Here is a 13,987-nt window from a genome sequence, read left to right as displayed (position 1 = left end):
TCGCCTGGCAGTACAGCTGTTCTTTCCGGAGTAGGTCGGCGGGGCCAGATCTCGTTCGGAGGGTAGACGCCCGGACGGGTCGCCGAAAATACCGTGGAACGGGTGACTATCTCCAGAAACGAATTCGCCACGGTGGCAGTGGCCTCGATGGTGTGTGCCGCTGCGATCACCGGGTGCGGACCTTCCGAAACGCCCGACCCGACCGAAAAACACCAGATCGGCTTCCACGACCAGACCATCGCATGGCACGACTGCGAGGCCGGCGCGGACGACGAGGTCGGGCGGCGGCTGGCGGCCGCGGGCGCGCAGTGCGGTGAGTTCAGCGCTCCCCTGGACTACGCGGCGCCAGCCGGGAAAACGATCACCGTCGCAGTGGCACGTCGCCCCGCTGGTGATGCCGCGCGGCGCCTCGGCACGCTCGTGGTCGAGACGGGAGGGCCCGGACCGTCTCGCGATGGGGTCGCGCTGCTGATCGACGGACCGGAAGGGGGTCATGGCGCACCGGAGCTCGCCGAGCGTTACGACGTGGTCGGCTTCGATCCACGATTCTTCGGAGCCAGTACGCCGTTGGAATGTGGTTGGCCGACAAGCGAGTATCTGAACGTGGCGCAGGCGGCGCCAGTCGACCGAGCCGGATTCGATCGCGTTGTCGTCGCCGCCCGCGATCTGGCGTCGGGGTGCGAACCATGGCGGGATCTGTTGCCGCACGCGTCCACGCGCACGGTGGCGCGGGACCTGGACCTGCTGCGCACACTGCTCGGCGAAACGTCGCTGTCGTATCTGGGGTGGTCGTGGGGCACCTATCTGGGTGCGGTGTATGCGCAGATGTTCGGCGAGCACGTCGACCGCCTCGTTCTCGACAGCCCACTCGATCCCCGTGCCGCCGGGCCCGATCTCACCCGCGACACCGCGCCGGCCGATGCCGCGGCCTTGGCGGACTGGGCTCGCTGGGCCGCCGAGCAGGACATCGGTCTCGGTACTACCTCCGCAGCGGTATCGGGCGAGATACGCGACCTCGTCGATCGCGTGCGCGACGCGCCGATCACGCTGGCCGGGATCACCGTGACCGCGGACCTGATCCCCGGCCTGCTGCTCACCGTCGACGACTCCGCCGAGTCGTACAGCGCCTTCGGTGATCAAATCCGAGCATTGATCGATGCGTCGCGAGGAGTGCAGGTCGAGCCGCCGCCCGGCCTGGCGATCAAGTTGGGCCTCTACGCCGACACCGCCGTGACGCCCGAGTTCGGCTTCAGCGCAACGGTCGCCAATCAGTGCGCGGACCGTCCGGCCCGCGCGGCGGAGGACTACTTCACCGATATCGAGCTGCATCATGCTGAGGAGCCCCTGTTCGGCGCGCTGGCCCGTCACCTCGGCCCGTGTGCGATGTGGCCGGTATCGCCGAGCGAGCCGCCGACCGAGATCGACAACCAGATCCCGGCGTTGCTGGTCGGCGCCGACGGCGACCCGGTCGCCCCGTCGGCAGGACTGCGGGCGTTGCGGACGGTCATGCCCGCGGCGCGGTCGCTGACCTTGCGACCTGCATTCAGGCACGGTGTCTATCTGTTCGACAGTTCGGCCTGTATCGATGACACCGTGACGGCCTACCTCCTGGACGGCGTCCTTCCGTCCGGCGACGCGACCTGCGACCGGGCCGAACCATGACCGGCGAGGCCCGCCTCGTGCGCCACGATCACCGCCCGTACTCGATCCCGGACCGCGAGCTTGGTCAGAATATGGCGCACATGGGTTTTCACCGTTCCCGCCCCGATGCCGAGTTCCGCGGCGATCTCGGCATTGGACAGGCCGCGCGCCATGACCCGCAGTACCTCGACCTCGCGGGTGGTGAGGGCATCCACCAGGTGGCGCGCGGTGGGGTCGACGGGCGGCGCGAGGCGACCGAGTAACCGACGGGTGGTCGAGGCGGCCAGCACCGCGTCACCGGCGTGCACCGAACGGATGGCGGACAGGAATTGTTCGGCCGGTGCGTCTTTGAGCAGGAAGCCGCTCGCACCGGCTCGAACAGCGGCCAGGGCGTAGTCATCGAGGTCGTAGGTCGTCAGCACCAGCACACGCGGAGGCCCGGACAGCGCCAGGAGTCGGCGGGTGGCTTCGATACCGTCGGTGCCGGGCATGCGCACATCCATGACGACTACATCCGGGAGTAGCCGTGTCGCGGCTTCGACGCCTTGTGATCCCTCACCCGCCTCACCGACCACCGTCAGGTCGGGCTGGGAGTCCACGACCATGCGCAACCCTGTGCGCACCAGTTCCTGATCCTCGACCAGCAGAACTCGGATCATCGTTGCTCCGTCAGCGGAATCCTGGCTGCCAGGTGATGCCCTCCGCCGTCGCGGTAGGCGAGAGTGACGGTGCCGCCGTAGGATTCGACCCGTTCGCGCATCCCGATCAGGCCGAACCCACCCGGGCTGCCCGTCGACCCGGCGTGCCCGTCGTCGGTGACTTCGACTCTCAGCCACCTGGCATCGGTGCGTACCGAGACCTCGGCGCGCGCTGTCGGACCCGCGTGTTTGACAACATTGGTCAAGCCTTCCTGCACGATGCGGTAGGCGAGCAGTCCCAGCCCGGTATCGAGCGGATCAGCGGGCAGATCGGTGGACAGGGTGACCGACAGCCCTGCCGCGCGCAGGTCGTCGGTGAGGTCTGTCAGCTCGGCGATTCCCGGGGTGGGCGCCGGGTTCGGTTCCCCGTGGGTGTCTTCCCGCAGGACGCCGATGGCGCGGCGGGTATCGGCGAGCGCGGCCCGGCCATGGTCGCCGATCGCTTGCAACGCATCGATCGCGCGGTGGGGTTCGGCCCGGGCCGCGTAGCGACCGCCGTCGGACTGAGCGATGATCACCGCCAGCGAGTGAGCCAGGATGTCGTGGAGATCGCGCGCGATCCTGGTGCGCTCCTCGAGCACAGCGAGCCGTGTGCGCTGTGCGCCTTCCCGCTCGAGCAGCGCCGCGTGCGCCGCCAACGCGGCGAACTCACTGTGTCGTGATCGTTGCCATGCGCCACCGAGCCAGGCTGCCGCGACAGTTCCCGCCAGCGCCGACCCGACCAGTAGATGGGCCACCGCAGGCATGGGCAGTTGCGGCCAGCTCCAGCCGCCGAGCACCGCGCCACCCAAGCCCGCGACGAGCGTGAGTCTGCCTGCGTCGCGGCTACCGTGTGCCGCGACGGTATAGACGACGACCGGCACGGCGAGATCGGCGGGCAGCGCGCCGATGGTGTCGCGCACGGTCAGCCATTGCACGCCCGCCGCCGCCGCGACCGCCACCGCTGTAGCCGAGGGCCACCGTCGCCGCCCGATGAGTGGCACCAGCAACGCGACCGTGAGCCCGAAGTACACGACCCCGCCGTTGACGAGCAAACCCATCAGCACACACACGCCGAGCAACGCGAACGCGGTCCCTGCGTCGGCCGCCACCGGATGTGCCCGCCACCAACGCACGAGCCCTTCGTCCACCATGTGCTCACCCTAGATTTTCCGACCTGACCGGCGCGTCGCTCTCAGGAGTGACAGCCGGGCACATCGACCACAACTTCGGGTAGATGTCCTGCGCGGATTACTCGCCGGGCCAGGGGTTTCCATGGGGCGCTACCGTTCAGCCTCGCGGAAGGGCGTGAACTTCAGCGGCTCCCTGCACGACCGGCGCCGGGCTCGTGCGCACCAGCCACAGCGCAGCGGCGAGCGTCAGCACCCAGCCGATCACCTCGATGAGCAGATGATCTGTCGCATCGGGGACCGATTGCAGCAGGTACACCCGGACGCTGTTGATCGCTCCGTGCGTCATGACTGCCGGCCAGACACTGCCCGACCGCCAGCGAAGCGCGAGCAGCAGCGGCGCCCACGGCAGCATGCCCGCGAAATAGATGACGATGTCCCACGGTGGGCGGTCTCCGATGACGGCGAGCACCGGCAGGTGCCAGACGATCCAGACCACACCGCTGGCAAGGGCCAGCGGCCAGAATCCCCATGACGCGGCGCGGGTCGCCAGCCAGCCGCGCCAGCCGAACTCCTCGCCGATCGCGAAGACCGACTGCAGGAGGAAGACCGGAATGACCCATATTGTCGCCGCCAAGATCTGGTCGAGCGGGTTGAGCGGCCAGATCCCCGATGCCAGTGCGATGCCGGCCTGGATGGCGGCGATCGCGGTGATGAGGCCGATGCCGATGCCTGCCCACTTGGGTGTGCCGCGCCACCCGGTGGCGAATGTTTCTCCGAACGTTCCGGGTCGTCGGACGAGCCACATGATGATCGCAGCGAGCAGCGGGGTCATTTGCAGGATCGGAACGATCAGGTTGTCGAAGTCCGTGGAGACCAGCCGAAAGACCATCGGAACGGACAGCGCGTAGCACAGCACGATGGCGATCGCGAAGAACCACGCGATTTCGATGACATTCGATTCGGTAGCACTGCCGCGCGCACGGACTGTCCTGCAGGCATCATGGTTCATTCACGGACCGTAGCAATACGTTTCGGTCTCCGAATCCCGGAAATACCCGGAGTTTTACCCTGAAAAGCTCCCCTACCCGACACCCACGACCGGCCGCACTCATCGTTGGGCGAGCGGACCTCACGGGTGTGATGTGGACCCGCTAGTCGGCTCGCACGCGTCTGGTGTCGTATGCCCACATCGCGATCTCGACGCGGTTGCGGGCGTCGAGCTTGGACATCAACGATGCGACGTGGGTCTTGACGGTGCTCAGGCCGACGAAGAGCTCGGTGGCGATCTCGGCGTTGGTCCGGCCGCGCGCCACGAGCGCGAGCACCTCCTCCTCGCGGTCGGTGAGCGGGTCGATCGGCTGGACCGGTACCACCGGCGCCTGGCCGGCGAAGGTCGCCAGCAGCCGGCGGGTGACGTTGGGTGCGATCAGCGCGTCGCCGTTGGCCGCCGCGTGGATGGCCTGCACGAGGAGCTGCGGCCCGGCGTCTTTGAGCAGGAAGCCGCGGGCGCCGGCGCGTAGGGCGCCGAGGACGTACTCATCGAGGTCGAAGGTGGTGATCACGACGACCGCCATCGGGTCCGTGACGCCTCGCCCGGCAAGGCGTCGCGTCACCTCGACGCCGTCGAGCCCGGGCATCCGGATGTCGACCAGGAGGACATCGGGACGCAGCCGGGTCGCCAGGTCGAGTGCTGCGAGCCCGTCTGCCGCCTCTCCCACGACCTCGAGGCCGGGTTGCGCGCCGAGGATCATCACCAGCCCGGTCCGGACCAAGTCCTGGTCGTCGGCTACGACAACACGAATGCTCATGCCGGCGCCTCCACCGGAAGCACGGCCTCGACCACCCAGCCGCCCTCTGGCCCCGGCCCCGCGGAGAGCGATCCGCCCAGGAGCTGGGCGCGTTCGGCCATGCCGCGCAGCCCGAATCCAGGCTCCGGGACCGGCCCCGGCTCGGTCTGTCCATCGTCGCTGACACGCAGCGTGACGGCGTCACCCTCGCGGCATACGTCGATTCCGACGCGGGTCGCGCTCGGGGCGTGCCGTACGGCGTTGGTCAGCGACTCCTGCGCGAGCCGGTAGAGCGCGGCGTCCACGGGCCGTGCCAGCCGGGTCAACGAACCGGACAGCGAGACCTCGACGGTGGGCGTCGCGTCGGCGCGCGCCAGAGCAGGCAGGTCCGCGACACCGAGCTGCGGTGCGTAGGCGACGGCGTCCTCCTCACGCAGCACCCGCACCATGGATCTCATCTCCGCCAGGGTTCGCGACGCTTCGGACTCTATCGCCGCCAGGATCTCGGCAGCCTTCTCGGGCTGGATGGCGGCGACCACGCCACCGGCCTGCGCCTGCACCGCGATGGCCGAGACGTGGTGGGCCACGGTGTCGTGCAGCTCGCGCGCCAGCGCTACCCGTTCCTGATTGCGGATCTCGCGCTGTTGGCGATGCCAGAGGTCCACCCGGTAGCGGAACACCGCCGCCAGGGCGACGAGCAACAGCAAGAGGACGCTCCCGCCGAAAACATCGGACCAGCCCGCGGAGGAGGCGTACATCCCCAGCGCGACAACGACTGTCACGAACGCCGTGCCCAAGACGATCTCCCGTCCCGAGCCCCACCGCACCAGGGAGTAGAGCAGGATCAGGACGGCCATCGTGGAGTAGAGGCCGAGGTCCCCGGCGTGCGTGGTCAGCTGGAGGATCGAGAGCAGACCGGCGACGCCCCACCCGACCAGGGCGGCCATCAGGGGGTGGCTTCGCCGCCAGAGCAGGGCAGGCATCAGCGCCAGCGCGAGCACCACCACAACGGGTCGCCAGGCCAAGCCCGGCGCAACGATGCCTTCGACCAAGGTGGCGCCCGTGAACACCCCCACCAGCAGCCAGTCGAGACGACCGATGGGTGGGGCGTCAGCGGGCCGAGGCTCGTGCCAGATGGAGCGACGGACAGTGACCACGGCTCCAGCCTAGGGATCGGCGCGCCTCGGCGTATCCGCCGAAAGTACGAGACGGAGACCATGCCATCGGCCAGGTGAACTCCAGCCTCCGGGCGGGTGTGCCCGGCGCCGGGCTCAGCGATCGTTGACCTACCGATCCGCCCCACAACGGAGCCCATGATGAAATCACGTCAACTCACCACCACCCTGGAAGACCAGCCGATGCCGGTACGAGCCGAGCTCGCCGCAGCATGGACGAGCTTCATGTTCCTGTACGCCTACGTGGACATTCTCAACTTCTTCACGCCCGGCGTCGTCGAGGACATCCTCGACGGCAGGGTCTTCGAATTCAGCCTCTCCCAAACCTTTTCGACCTCAGCGCTGATCCTCATGGCTATCCCGATCTTCATGGTCGTGCTGTCGATGACGCTGCCCGCCGGGGTCAACCGCATCGCGAACCTCATCGTGGCTTCGCTCTACGTCCCCGTCACGGTATTCAATGTGGTGGGCGCGTCCTGGCTGTACTTCTACGGCCTCGGCGTCGCATTGGAATTGATCCTTCTCGCCCTCATCCTGCGGTACGCCTGGACCTGGCCCCGCACCGCACCTTCGGCGACCATGGCGACCGGCCCGGACCTCGAAACCGTTCGCGCGCAGCAGCAAGCGTGAACCAAGAGTGAAGCCGGGTTCGCAGGCGTTGATCCGTACCTGCGGGGAAGGCTTTCACAGACTGGTCGGGCACCATGTCCACAAGGACTTCGAGCGGCCGTGATCAGGCCATCGTCGTCTTGCTACCGTGGTGCGACAGTTGCCGTACGCAAGCGAGGTTGCCCATTCTTCCGAGCTTTTCACCCGGCCCCGCGGTCCCCCGACTGCGTCGTCCTCGAATGCTTCGGAGTGTGCCATGCCAACCCAGATCACCGCGCTCGCGGTCAGCAAGTCTTACGACGGCGATCCCGTTCTCACGGATGTGACATGTTCGCTCGACGTCGGCGAGCGCACCGGGATCATCGGCGAAAACGGCTCCGGCAAGACCACCCTCCTGCGTCTGTTCGCCGGGCGGGTGCAGCCCGATCGCGGCGAGATCGTCGTCCACGCCGAGGGTGGTGTCGGCTACCTCGCGCAAGACGAGCAACTCCCCCAGCACCTCACTGTGCAGCAGCTCATCGACCAGGCCCTCACCGAGCTGCGAGCGGTCGAAGCCCGCATGCGCCGCCTCGAGATCGCGATGGCCGACGGCGACGAGTCCGGAATCGACGAATACGGTGACCTGACACTACTTTTCGAACATCACGGCGGCTACGGCGCCGATGCGCGAGTGGAACAGGCTATCCACGGACTGGGATTGGGCCTGGTGGATCGCGACCGCACGATCGGCGAGCTGTCGGGCGGTGAGCAGGTCCGACTGCGCCTGGCTGCGGTGCTGGCGGCTGCTCCGGAACTGCTGTTACTGGACGAACCGACCAACCACCTCGACGACGTCGCCCTGACCTGGCTCGAAGACCACCTGCTCGCCCGGCGGGGCACAACGGTGGCGGTCTCTCACGATCGGGCCTTCCTCGAACGGGTGACTACCAGTCTGCTGGAGGTCGACGCGGACCGCCGGCGCGTCGTCCGATACAACGACGGTTACCCAGGATTCCTGGCGGAAAAGGCAGCCGAACGAGCGCGATGGGTGCAGGCGCACGCGCAATGGCTGGCCGATACCGAACGATTCCGCGAGGCCGCCGACACCACCGCCCGCAGGGTCGCACCGGGCCGGGCGATGGCAGACAACAACAAGATGGCCTACGGCCGAGCCGGTGGACGGGTGCAGCAATCAGTGGCCAGCCGGGTTCGCAATGCGCAGGAACGGCTGCGGCGCCTGCTCGCCAACCCGGTGCCGGCACCGCCGAAACCCCTTCGATTCGCGGCCACCCTGGCGACCACACGCCCACACGGGGCCGGGCTCGAGGCCACCGGGATCTCCGTCGCAGGCAGACTCGAGCCGACCAGCGTGACGCTCGCCGCGGGCGACCGCCTGCTGATCACCGGCCCGAACGGCGCGGGCAAGACCACCCTGTTACGGGTGCTGGCCGGCGAGCTCGCACCCGACACCGGCACCGTCGCCCGGACCGGCAAGATCGGCTACCTCGCGCAGGAACCACCGCCCGCCGTCCGCGGACGCATGATGTTCGTCGCCTTCGCGCGCGATCGCCCGGGTGACCCAGAATTCCACGGCGACCAACTGCTCTCACTCGGCCTGTTCGACGTCTCCCAGTTCACGACGCGTGTGGAGGACCTGTCCACCGGCCAGCGCCAGCGCCTCGCCTTGGCGCGCTTGGTCACCGAACCCGTCGACGTGCTGCTCCTCGACGAGCCGACCAACCATCTGTCGCCAGGTCTGGTCGAGGAGTTGGAAACCGCGCTCGCTCATTTCCCGGGAGCCATCGTGGTCGTCAGCCACGACCGGCGACTGCGCAGCCGCTGGGAAGGCACCCACCTCGCCTTACAGGCGTCGGCCTCCGTGTGAGCTGTGTAGACCTGCCGCGGCCCGCCATGGCCGAGACAACATGCGATTATCCGAATCCACCGGCACGGACCATCCGCGCGTAGAGGTCGTCGGCGCGCATCAACTCGTCGTGCGTCCCGACCGCGCGTACGCTGCCGTCGTCCATCACGACGATCCGATCGGCGTGCCGCACGGTCGACAAGCGGTGAGCAATCGTGACGACGGCGTGGGTGCGCGCCCGCACGGCGATCGCTTCGACGATCGATGCCTCGGTCAGAGTGTCGATCTGCGACGTCGCTTCGTCGAGAAGCAGCACGTCGGCGTCACCGAGCATCGCGCGTGCCATCGCGATCCGTTGCCGCTGCCCGCCCGAAAGGTCGGTGTCGCGAACGTGGGTGTCCAGGCCTTTCGGCTGGGCCGCGACGACCGAGTCGAGTCGGAGAAGGCGAAGAACCTCGGCCACCTCGTCGTCGGTGGCACCGTGCCGCAGGAACCGCAGGTTGTCGCTCAATGTGCCCGGCACCAAAGGGGATTCCTGCTCGACATACGCGATCCGCGCACGAACCTCCGACATCGTCAGGTTCCGGTACGCCACGCCGCCCACCGAGACGGTCCCGGTGTCGGGTTCGACGAATCGCAGGATTGTCGAGAACACCGTTGTCTTGCCCGCGCCGGACGGACCCACGATGGCTGTATGGCCGGTCGCCGGAATCCGCAGCGTCAATCCCTTCAATGCGTGCGGTGCGTCAGGTGTGTAGCGGACCGTGACGTCGTCGAAACGCAAGGCGGCGTCGGGCTCGGCGGTCGTCGCCGGCGCAGGCTCGTGCGCCACATCTGCTTCGGCGTGCAGCGTCTCCATCTCCCGAATACGCATGGCGGCCGCGATACCCGACTGCATGGCCGTGATGTGCGTGGTCAGTTCTTGGATCGGTCCCATCAAGGTGAACGCGTACAGCAGGAACGCGATCAGCGTCGAGACGGTCAGCGAACCGTTGTCGACGCGCCAGGCGCCGATGGCCAGGATCGCGATGATGGCGCCCTGCACGCCGGTCCACGCGACGGTCCATGCCGTCGCCGAGACGCGCACCGACTCGATCGCGTGTGTCCGGGCGTTGCGTGCGTCGGCGCCGATCAACGTGGCGATGCGATGCTCGGCACGTGCCGCCTTGACGGTGCGCACCGAACGCAGACTGCCTTCCAGCACGCCGCCGAGGCGGCCGAGCGATTCCTGAGTTTGCGCGTCCGCCTTGGCAATTCGCGGCATGAGAGTTCCGAACAGCATGCCGACGACGACGATAGCCAGCACGGTGACGCCGAGGAGCATCATGTCGAGCACACCCATGAGAATCACGGTGCCCACCGTCAGGAAGGTGGCGTTGATGATGCCGATCACCGCTGACGACGCGGCCTCCTTCAGCAGCAAGGTGTCGGCCGTGACGCGCGTGACCAACTCGCCGGTGGGGCGCGCCTGCACCGACGGAACCGTCGCGCCGAGCAGTCGTCGAACGAGCGACGTGCGCGCGTCGAAGACGATGTTCTCGGCGACGGTCCCGAGCAGGATCCAGTAGCCCCATCCGAGTGCGGCGCCGATGACGAGCAGCACCAACAGGGCACCGGTCGGGCCCATGATCGACGCGCCCGTGCCGAGTGCGTCGAGGATCGACTTGGTCACCATCGGCGTCGCCATCACCGTCGCGGAACTGCCGAGGGCGAGTACGAGTCCGATCAGCAGGGTGCGTGTGTGCGGTCGGGCATAGCCGATCAGGACACCCAGGTTCGACATGGTCATCGGTGGAGCGGTTTCGATGGGAGGCGCTATCGTCGTCACCCCACCAATGGAACATCATTGTTCCATTTTAGTAAAGTGAATATCCAGGATGGACCTCGTTTATGCTGCCTCTGTGGAGGATGTCGAAGAGACCAGTGCCCGCGAACGCACCCGTCGCGCGATTCTCGATGCGGCAGTGGCGACGTTCGCGAAATCGCCCAACGCGTCGCTGACGGAAGTCGCCGCGAGGGCGCGCGTCGGACGTACGACGCTGCACCGCTATTTTTCCGAACGATCCGACCTGATCGCTGCCGTCGGGCGGCTCACCGAACAGGCCGTGGCCGACGCCTCGAAGCGTGCGTGCCTGGCCGACGGGACAGGGCTCGACGCGGTCCTTCGGCTGTGTCAGGAGTACTTCGAACTCAGCGATGTCCTCACGGTCATGTTCTTCACGTCAGGCGTCTACGACGAGACCACATCGTGCCTGTCCGACGACGCCGCGATCGCGGCGATAGAGCGGGGGCGCGACGACAGCTCGATCGACGCAGCGCTCGACGCCTCGTGGATCCTGAACATGATGTGGGCGCTGCTGTATGCCGCCGTCGACCACGTCAACCGCGGGTCGGCCAGCCGCATGCATGCGCAGACACAGGCACTGACGAGCCTGCGCAAAGCAATACGCTCACCCGGGTGACCGATATCTGGGCCACGTGCTGCGGCTCGACCCGCCCGAACACCCCAGCCACGCGTCCGAATTTCGGGGTCACCGCGGCGTAGAATCGCCTATTCGGTCGAACCACATTTCGGGGGACGGTAGCCAGGAAGGTGACCAATGTCCGTTTCTCGGAGCGTTCTGGTGTTCGTCTGCACAGTGGGTCTGCTGGCGGCGGCCTGTTCATCGAACGAGACCGCGCAGGATTCCCGATCGGCCTCGAGCGCGCCCTCGACGTTCACGAGTGAAGACCCGGTGCAGGCCGAGGCCGTCATGAAGATCGTCGACGATTACATGGCGCAGGCGCACCTGAAGTCGGTGATCGTGCGCGTGACGGTCGACGGGAAAGAGATCGTCACCGCGGCCAGGGGCGAGTCCATGACGGGCGTGCCCGCCACCACCGCGATGCATTTCCGCAACGGTGCCGTCGCGATCTCCTACGTGTCGACCTTGCTGTTGATCCTGGCCGACGAGCGGAAACTGAGCCTCGACGACAAGCTCTCGAAATACCTGCCCACCATTCCCCACGCGGACCGGGTGAATCTGCGCCAACTGGCCCAGATGACCTCGGGCTATCACGATTTCGTGCTCGGTAATGCGAAATTCGCGGAGATCGCTTACGCGGATCCGTACAAGGCGTGGACCACCCAGGAACAACTCGCTCTCGCGATCGACGACCCCCTGTGGTTCGAGCCCGGAACCAACTGGGCCTACGCGCACACCAACTATGTACTCCTCGGCCTGGCGCTGGAGAAGGTCACGGGTAAATCGCTCGCGGATGCCCTGCAGGAGAAGGTTCTCGGCCCGCTCGACCTGAAGAACACCGAGCCGAACCTCACCCCCTACATCCCCGAGCCGGTCCTGCACTCCTTCACCTCGGAACGCCGCGAGTTCTTCGAATTGGCACCCGACGTTCCGTTCTACGAGGAATCGACCTACTGGAATCCCTCGTGGACGCTCAGCCACGGCGCCATCCAGACGAGCGACATCTACGACCTGGAACGAAGTGCCGTCGCCATCGGCAGCGGCGAATTGCTGTCCGGGGAGTCGTACCGGGCGATGACGACAACGGACCTGCGAGGGAAGACGACAGCGGTCCCCGGCTGCGTCAACTGCCGGGCGCTCGACGATTTCCAGACCTATGGTCTGGGCCTGTGGCTCACCGGCGACTGGTCCTACCAGAACCCACTGTTCTACGGCTCTGCCGCGGTCAACGCCTACCTGCCGTCGAAGAAGATCGCGATCGCGGTTGCTGTCACCTACCAGCCCCAAGCGTTCAGCGCGTCGGGCGGCTACTCGAACGGCGGTGACGCTCTGTTCCGCAAGATCGGCGTGTACCTCGCCCCGGACGACGCCCCGCCGGTCAAGAAGGATATTCCGTCGCAGGGCGGGTCCTAGATGGCCGACTGGGACGGCGCAGGCTACGCCCACATCAGCGGACTCCAGCGCGCGATGGCGACGGACGCCGTGGAGTCCGTCACGCTCGCGGGGGCCGAGCACGTCCTCGACGTGGGTTGTGGCGACGGCTATGTGACACGCCTGATCGCGGCGCGGGTGCCCGCTGGTTCCGTGCTCGGCATCGACCCGTCACCGCGGATGATCGAGGCCGCCCGCACGGCCGACGACCAGCTCACGAACGTCGACTTCGCAGTCGGCGATGTCACGACGATGACCTTCCCCCGCGACTTCGACCTCGTTGTCTCGTTCAACGCACTGCACTGGGTGCTCGACCAGGAGACGGCCTACCGCCACATCGCCGCGGCACTCGAACCCAGCGGGCGGGTGCTCGTGCAGTATGTCTGCGGCGGGCCTCGCCCGAGCATCGAGGACGTCGCGATGGTGGTCACCGCCGATGCGCGCTGGTCGACAGCGTTCGCCGGATTCGCACGCCCCTACGTGCATATCGACCCCGGCGCGCTGCCCGCGATCGCGGCGAGCGCCGACCTCGAGGTCACCACGTACTCCGTGACCGACCGGGAATGGGACTTCGGCTCACGCGAGGCCTTCGCCCGGTGGTGCACGGTCGGGTTCGCGGACTGGACAGCCCGCATTCCCGCCGCCGACATCCCCGTCTTCGTGGACGAGGTCGTCGACCGCTACGAAGCCGTCGTCGGCCGGCCAGGACTATTCCGATTCCAGCAGTTACGGGCCGAGCTGTCGCGGCGGACGGCCTTCCTGGAACCCAGATAGAGGACTAACCGATCCCTGCGCCAATGCCGCAGCGGCGGTCAATCCTCCGAATCGGATCAATGAGACACGGGCTCCCCAGATGGTCTGGGGCAGCACGGCAGCCGACATACCCTTCGTACCTCGGGTCGATCGCGCCGCTACTGCTAGCGATCGGGCGAGCACTCCGACCGATCGCCCGATCAATGCGGGATGCCTCACCCAAGCTCGCAAGTAGGCCTTCGAGGGTGAGTCACTAAATGCAGAGACCGCGCTCGGAGAGGTTCCTCAAAGCAACAAGTCAAGTCTCCGAACACAAGAAACCCCTCCGAACGAGGTCAGTGGGGTTTCACTGTCGGGCTGACAGGATTTGAACCTGCGACCAGTCGCACACGGTCGGCGCGGGACTTCGAATGCGCCCATTGGCATTGCGGGAATAGCGTTTGGTCTCCAGATAGTCCCCGGGGGGCACCACC

Annotated in this window: 12 protein-coding genes; 6 read left to right on the top strand and 6 right to left on the bottom strand. The window is 67.1% G+C overall.

Features of this window, described 5'->3' with window-relative positions; all coding sequences use genetic code 11:
• Window positions 1-102 precede the first annotated feature (102 nt).
• Window positions 103-1,662 carry an alpha/beta fold hydrolase gene (locus ACFTS5_RS13010; RefSeq protein WP_378630536.1) on the top strand — a complete coding sequence of 520 codons (1,560 nt, stop codon included), beginning with the start codon at window positions 103-105 and terminating at the stop codon, window positions 1,660-1,662.
• On the opposite strand, the gene ACFTS5_RS13005 is transcribed toward ACFTS5_RS13010, so the two are convergent.
• From ACFTS5_RS13005 to ACFTS5_RS12985, 5 genes are all read right to left on the bottom strand, one after another.
• Complete coding sequence (locus tag ACFTS5_RS13005) at window positions 1,602-2,300, bottom strand: response regulator (RefSeq protein WP_378630533.1); 699 nt, start codon at window positions 2,298-2,300, stop codon at window positions 1,602-1,604. The two genes, ACFTS5_RS13010 and ACFTS5_RS13005, sit on opposite strands and share 61 nt — an antisense overlap.
• Window positions 2,297-3,472, bottom strand: a complete 1,176-nt coding sequence (locus tag ACFTS5_RS13000; protein ID WP_378630530.1) for a sensor histidine kinase — start codon at window positions 3,470-3,472, stop codon at window positions 2,297-2,299. Before ACFTS5_RS13000 ends, ACFTS5_RS13005 begins: the two co-directional genes overlap by 4 nt.
• A gap of 136 nt (window positions 3,473-3,608) precedes the next feature.
• Window positions 3,609-4,460, bottom strand: coding sequence for a CPBP family intramembrane glutamic endopeptidase (locus tag ACFTS5_RS12995; protein WP_378630528.1), 852 nt, complete (start codon window positions 4,458-4,460; stop codon window positions 3,609-3,611).
• A gap of 142 nt (window positions 4,461-4,602) precedes the next feature.
• Window positions 4,603-5,259, bottom strand: coding sequence for a response regulator (locus ACFTS5_RS12990; RefSeq protein ID WP_378630526.1), 657 nt, complete (start codon window positions 5,257-5,259; stop codon window positions 4,603-4,605).
• Window positions 5,256-6,395 (bottom strand): sensor histidine kinase, encoded by a 1,140-nt coding sequence (locus tag ACFTS5_RS12985; protein ID WP_378630523.1) that lies wholly within the window; start codon window positions 6,393-6,395, stop codon window positions 5,256-5,258. The genes ACFTS5_RS12990 and ACFTS5_RS12985 overlap by 4 nt, the downstream gene beginning before the upstream one ends.
• Before the next feature lie 159 nt (window positions 6,396-6,554).
• Between ACFTS5_RS12985 and ACFTS5_RS12980 the strand changes: the two genes are divergently transcribed.
• Window positions 6,555-7,043 carry a DUF6326 family protein gene (locus ACFTS5_RS12980; protein ID WP_378630521.1) on the top strand — a complete coding sequence of 163 codons (489 nt, stop codon included), beginning with the start codon at window positions 6,555-6,557 and terminating at the stop codon, window positions 7,041-7,043.
• Window positions 7,044-7,278: 235 nt separating this feature from the next.
• Window positions 7,279-8,886, top strand: a complete 1,608-nt coding sequence (abc-f, locus tag ACFTS5_RS12975; protein WP_378630518.1) for a ribosomal protection-like ABC-F family protein — start codon at window positions 7,279-7,281, stop codon at window positions 8,884-8,886.
• A 46-nt stretch (window positions 8,887-8,932) separates the two neighbouring features.
• Here abc-f and ACFTS5_RS12970 read toward each other — a convergent pair whose 3' ends face one another.
• The gene (locus ACFTS5_RS12970; RefSeq protein ID WP_378630516.1) at window positions 8,933-10,654 is read right to left on the bottom strand and encodes an ABC transporter ATP-binding protein; all 1,722 of its coding nucleotides are present in this window, start codon (window positions 10,652-10,654) and stop codon (window positions 8,933-8,935) included.
• Window positions 10,655-10,766: 112 nt separating this feature from the next.
• Here ACFTS5_RS12970 and ACFTS5_RS12965 point away from each other — a divergent pair, with 112 nt between their 5' ends.
• The 3 genes from ACFTS5_RS12965 (at window position 10,767) to ACFTS5_RS12955 (ending at window position 13,535) form a co-directional block, all read left to right on the top strand.
• Complete coding sequence (locus ACFTS5_RS12965; RefSeq protein WP_378630513.1) at window positions 10,767-11,327, top strand: TetR/AcrR family transcriptional regulator; 561 nt, start codon at window positions 10,767-10,769, stop codon at window positions 11,325-11,327.
• 138 nt (window positions 11,328-11,465) lie between these two features.
• On the top strand, window positions 11,466-12,743 hold the full coding sequence (locus ACFTS5_RS12960; protein ID WP_378630511.1) for a serine hydrolase domain-containing protein: 1,278 nt from the start codon (window positions 11,466-11,468) through the stop codon (window positions 12,741-12,743).
• Window positions 12,744-13,535, top strand: coding sequence for a class I SAM-dependent methyltransferase (locus ACFTS5_RS12955; RefSeq protein ID WP_378630508.1), 792 nt, complete (start codon window positions 12,744-12,746; stop codon window positions 13,533-13,535).
• The last annotated feature ends 452 nt before the right edge of the window (window positions 13,536-13,987 follow it).

It is taken from the genome of Nocardia sp. NPDC056952 (assembly GCF_042674185.1).
Lineage (GTDB): Bacteria > Actinomycetota > Actinomycetes > Mycobacteriales > Mycobacteriaceae > Nocardia.
This window is presented reverse-complemented; position numbering and strand designations above follow the sequence as displayed.

Excerpts from the sequence above, each read along its gene's own strand:
- ACFTS5_RS12955 (WP_378630508.1), top strand. The coding sequence starts at position 12,744 with ATGGCCGACTGGGACGGCGCAGGCTACGCCCACATCAGCGGACTCCAG.
- ACFTS5_RS13000 (WP_378630530.1), bottom strand. The coding sequence starts at position 3,472 with ATGGTGGACGAAGGGCTCGTGCGTTGGTGGCGGGCACATCCGGTGGCG.
- ACFTS5_RS12960 (WP_378630511.1), top strand. The coding sequence starts at position 11,466 with ATGTCCGTTTCTCGGAGCGTTCTGGTGTTCGTCTGCACAGTGGGTCTG.
- ACFTS5_RS12970 (WP_378630516.1), bottom strand. The coding sequence starts at position 10,654 with ATGACCATGTCGAACCTGGGTGTCCTGATCGGCTATGCCCGACCGCAC.
- ACFTS5_RS13005 (WP_378630533.1), bottom strand. The coding sequence starts at position 2,300 with ATGATCCGAGTTCTGCTGGTCGAGGATCAGGAACTGGTGCGCACAGGG.
- ACFTS5_RS12980 (WP_378630521.1), top strand. The coding sequence starts at position 6,555 with ATGAAATCACGTCAACTCACCACCACCCTGGAAGACCAGCCGATGCCG.
- ACFTS5_RS12990 (WP_378630526.1), bottom strand. The coding sequence starts at position 5,259 with ATGAGCATTCGTGTTGTCGTAGCCGACGACCAGGACTTGGTCCGGACC.
- ACFTS5_RS12995 (WP_378630528.1), bottom strand. The coding sequence starts at position 4,460 with ATGAACCATGATGCCTGCAGGACAGTCCGTGCGCGCGGCAGTGCTACC.
- abc-f (WP_378630518.1), top strand. The coding sequence starts at position 7,279 with ATGCCAACCCAGATCACCGCGCTCGCGGTCAGCAAGTCTTACGACGGC.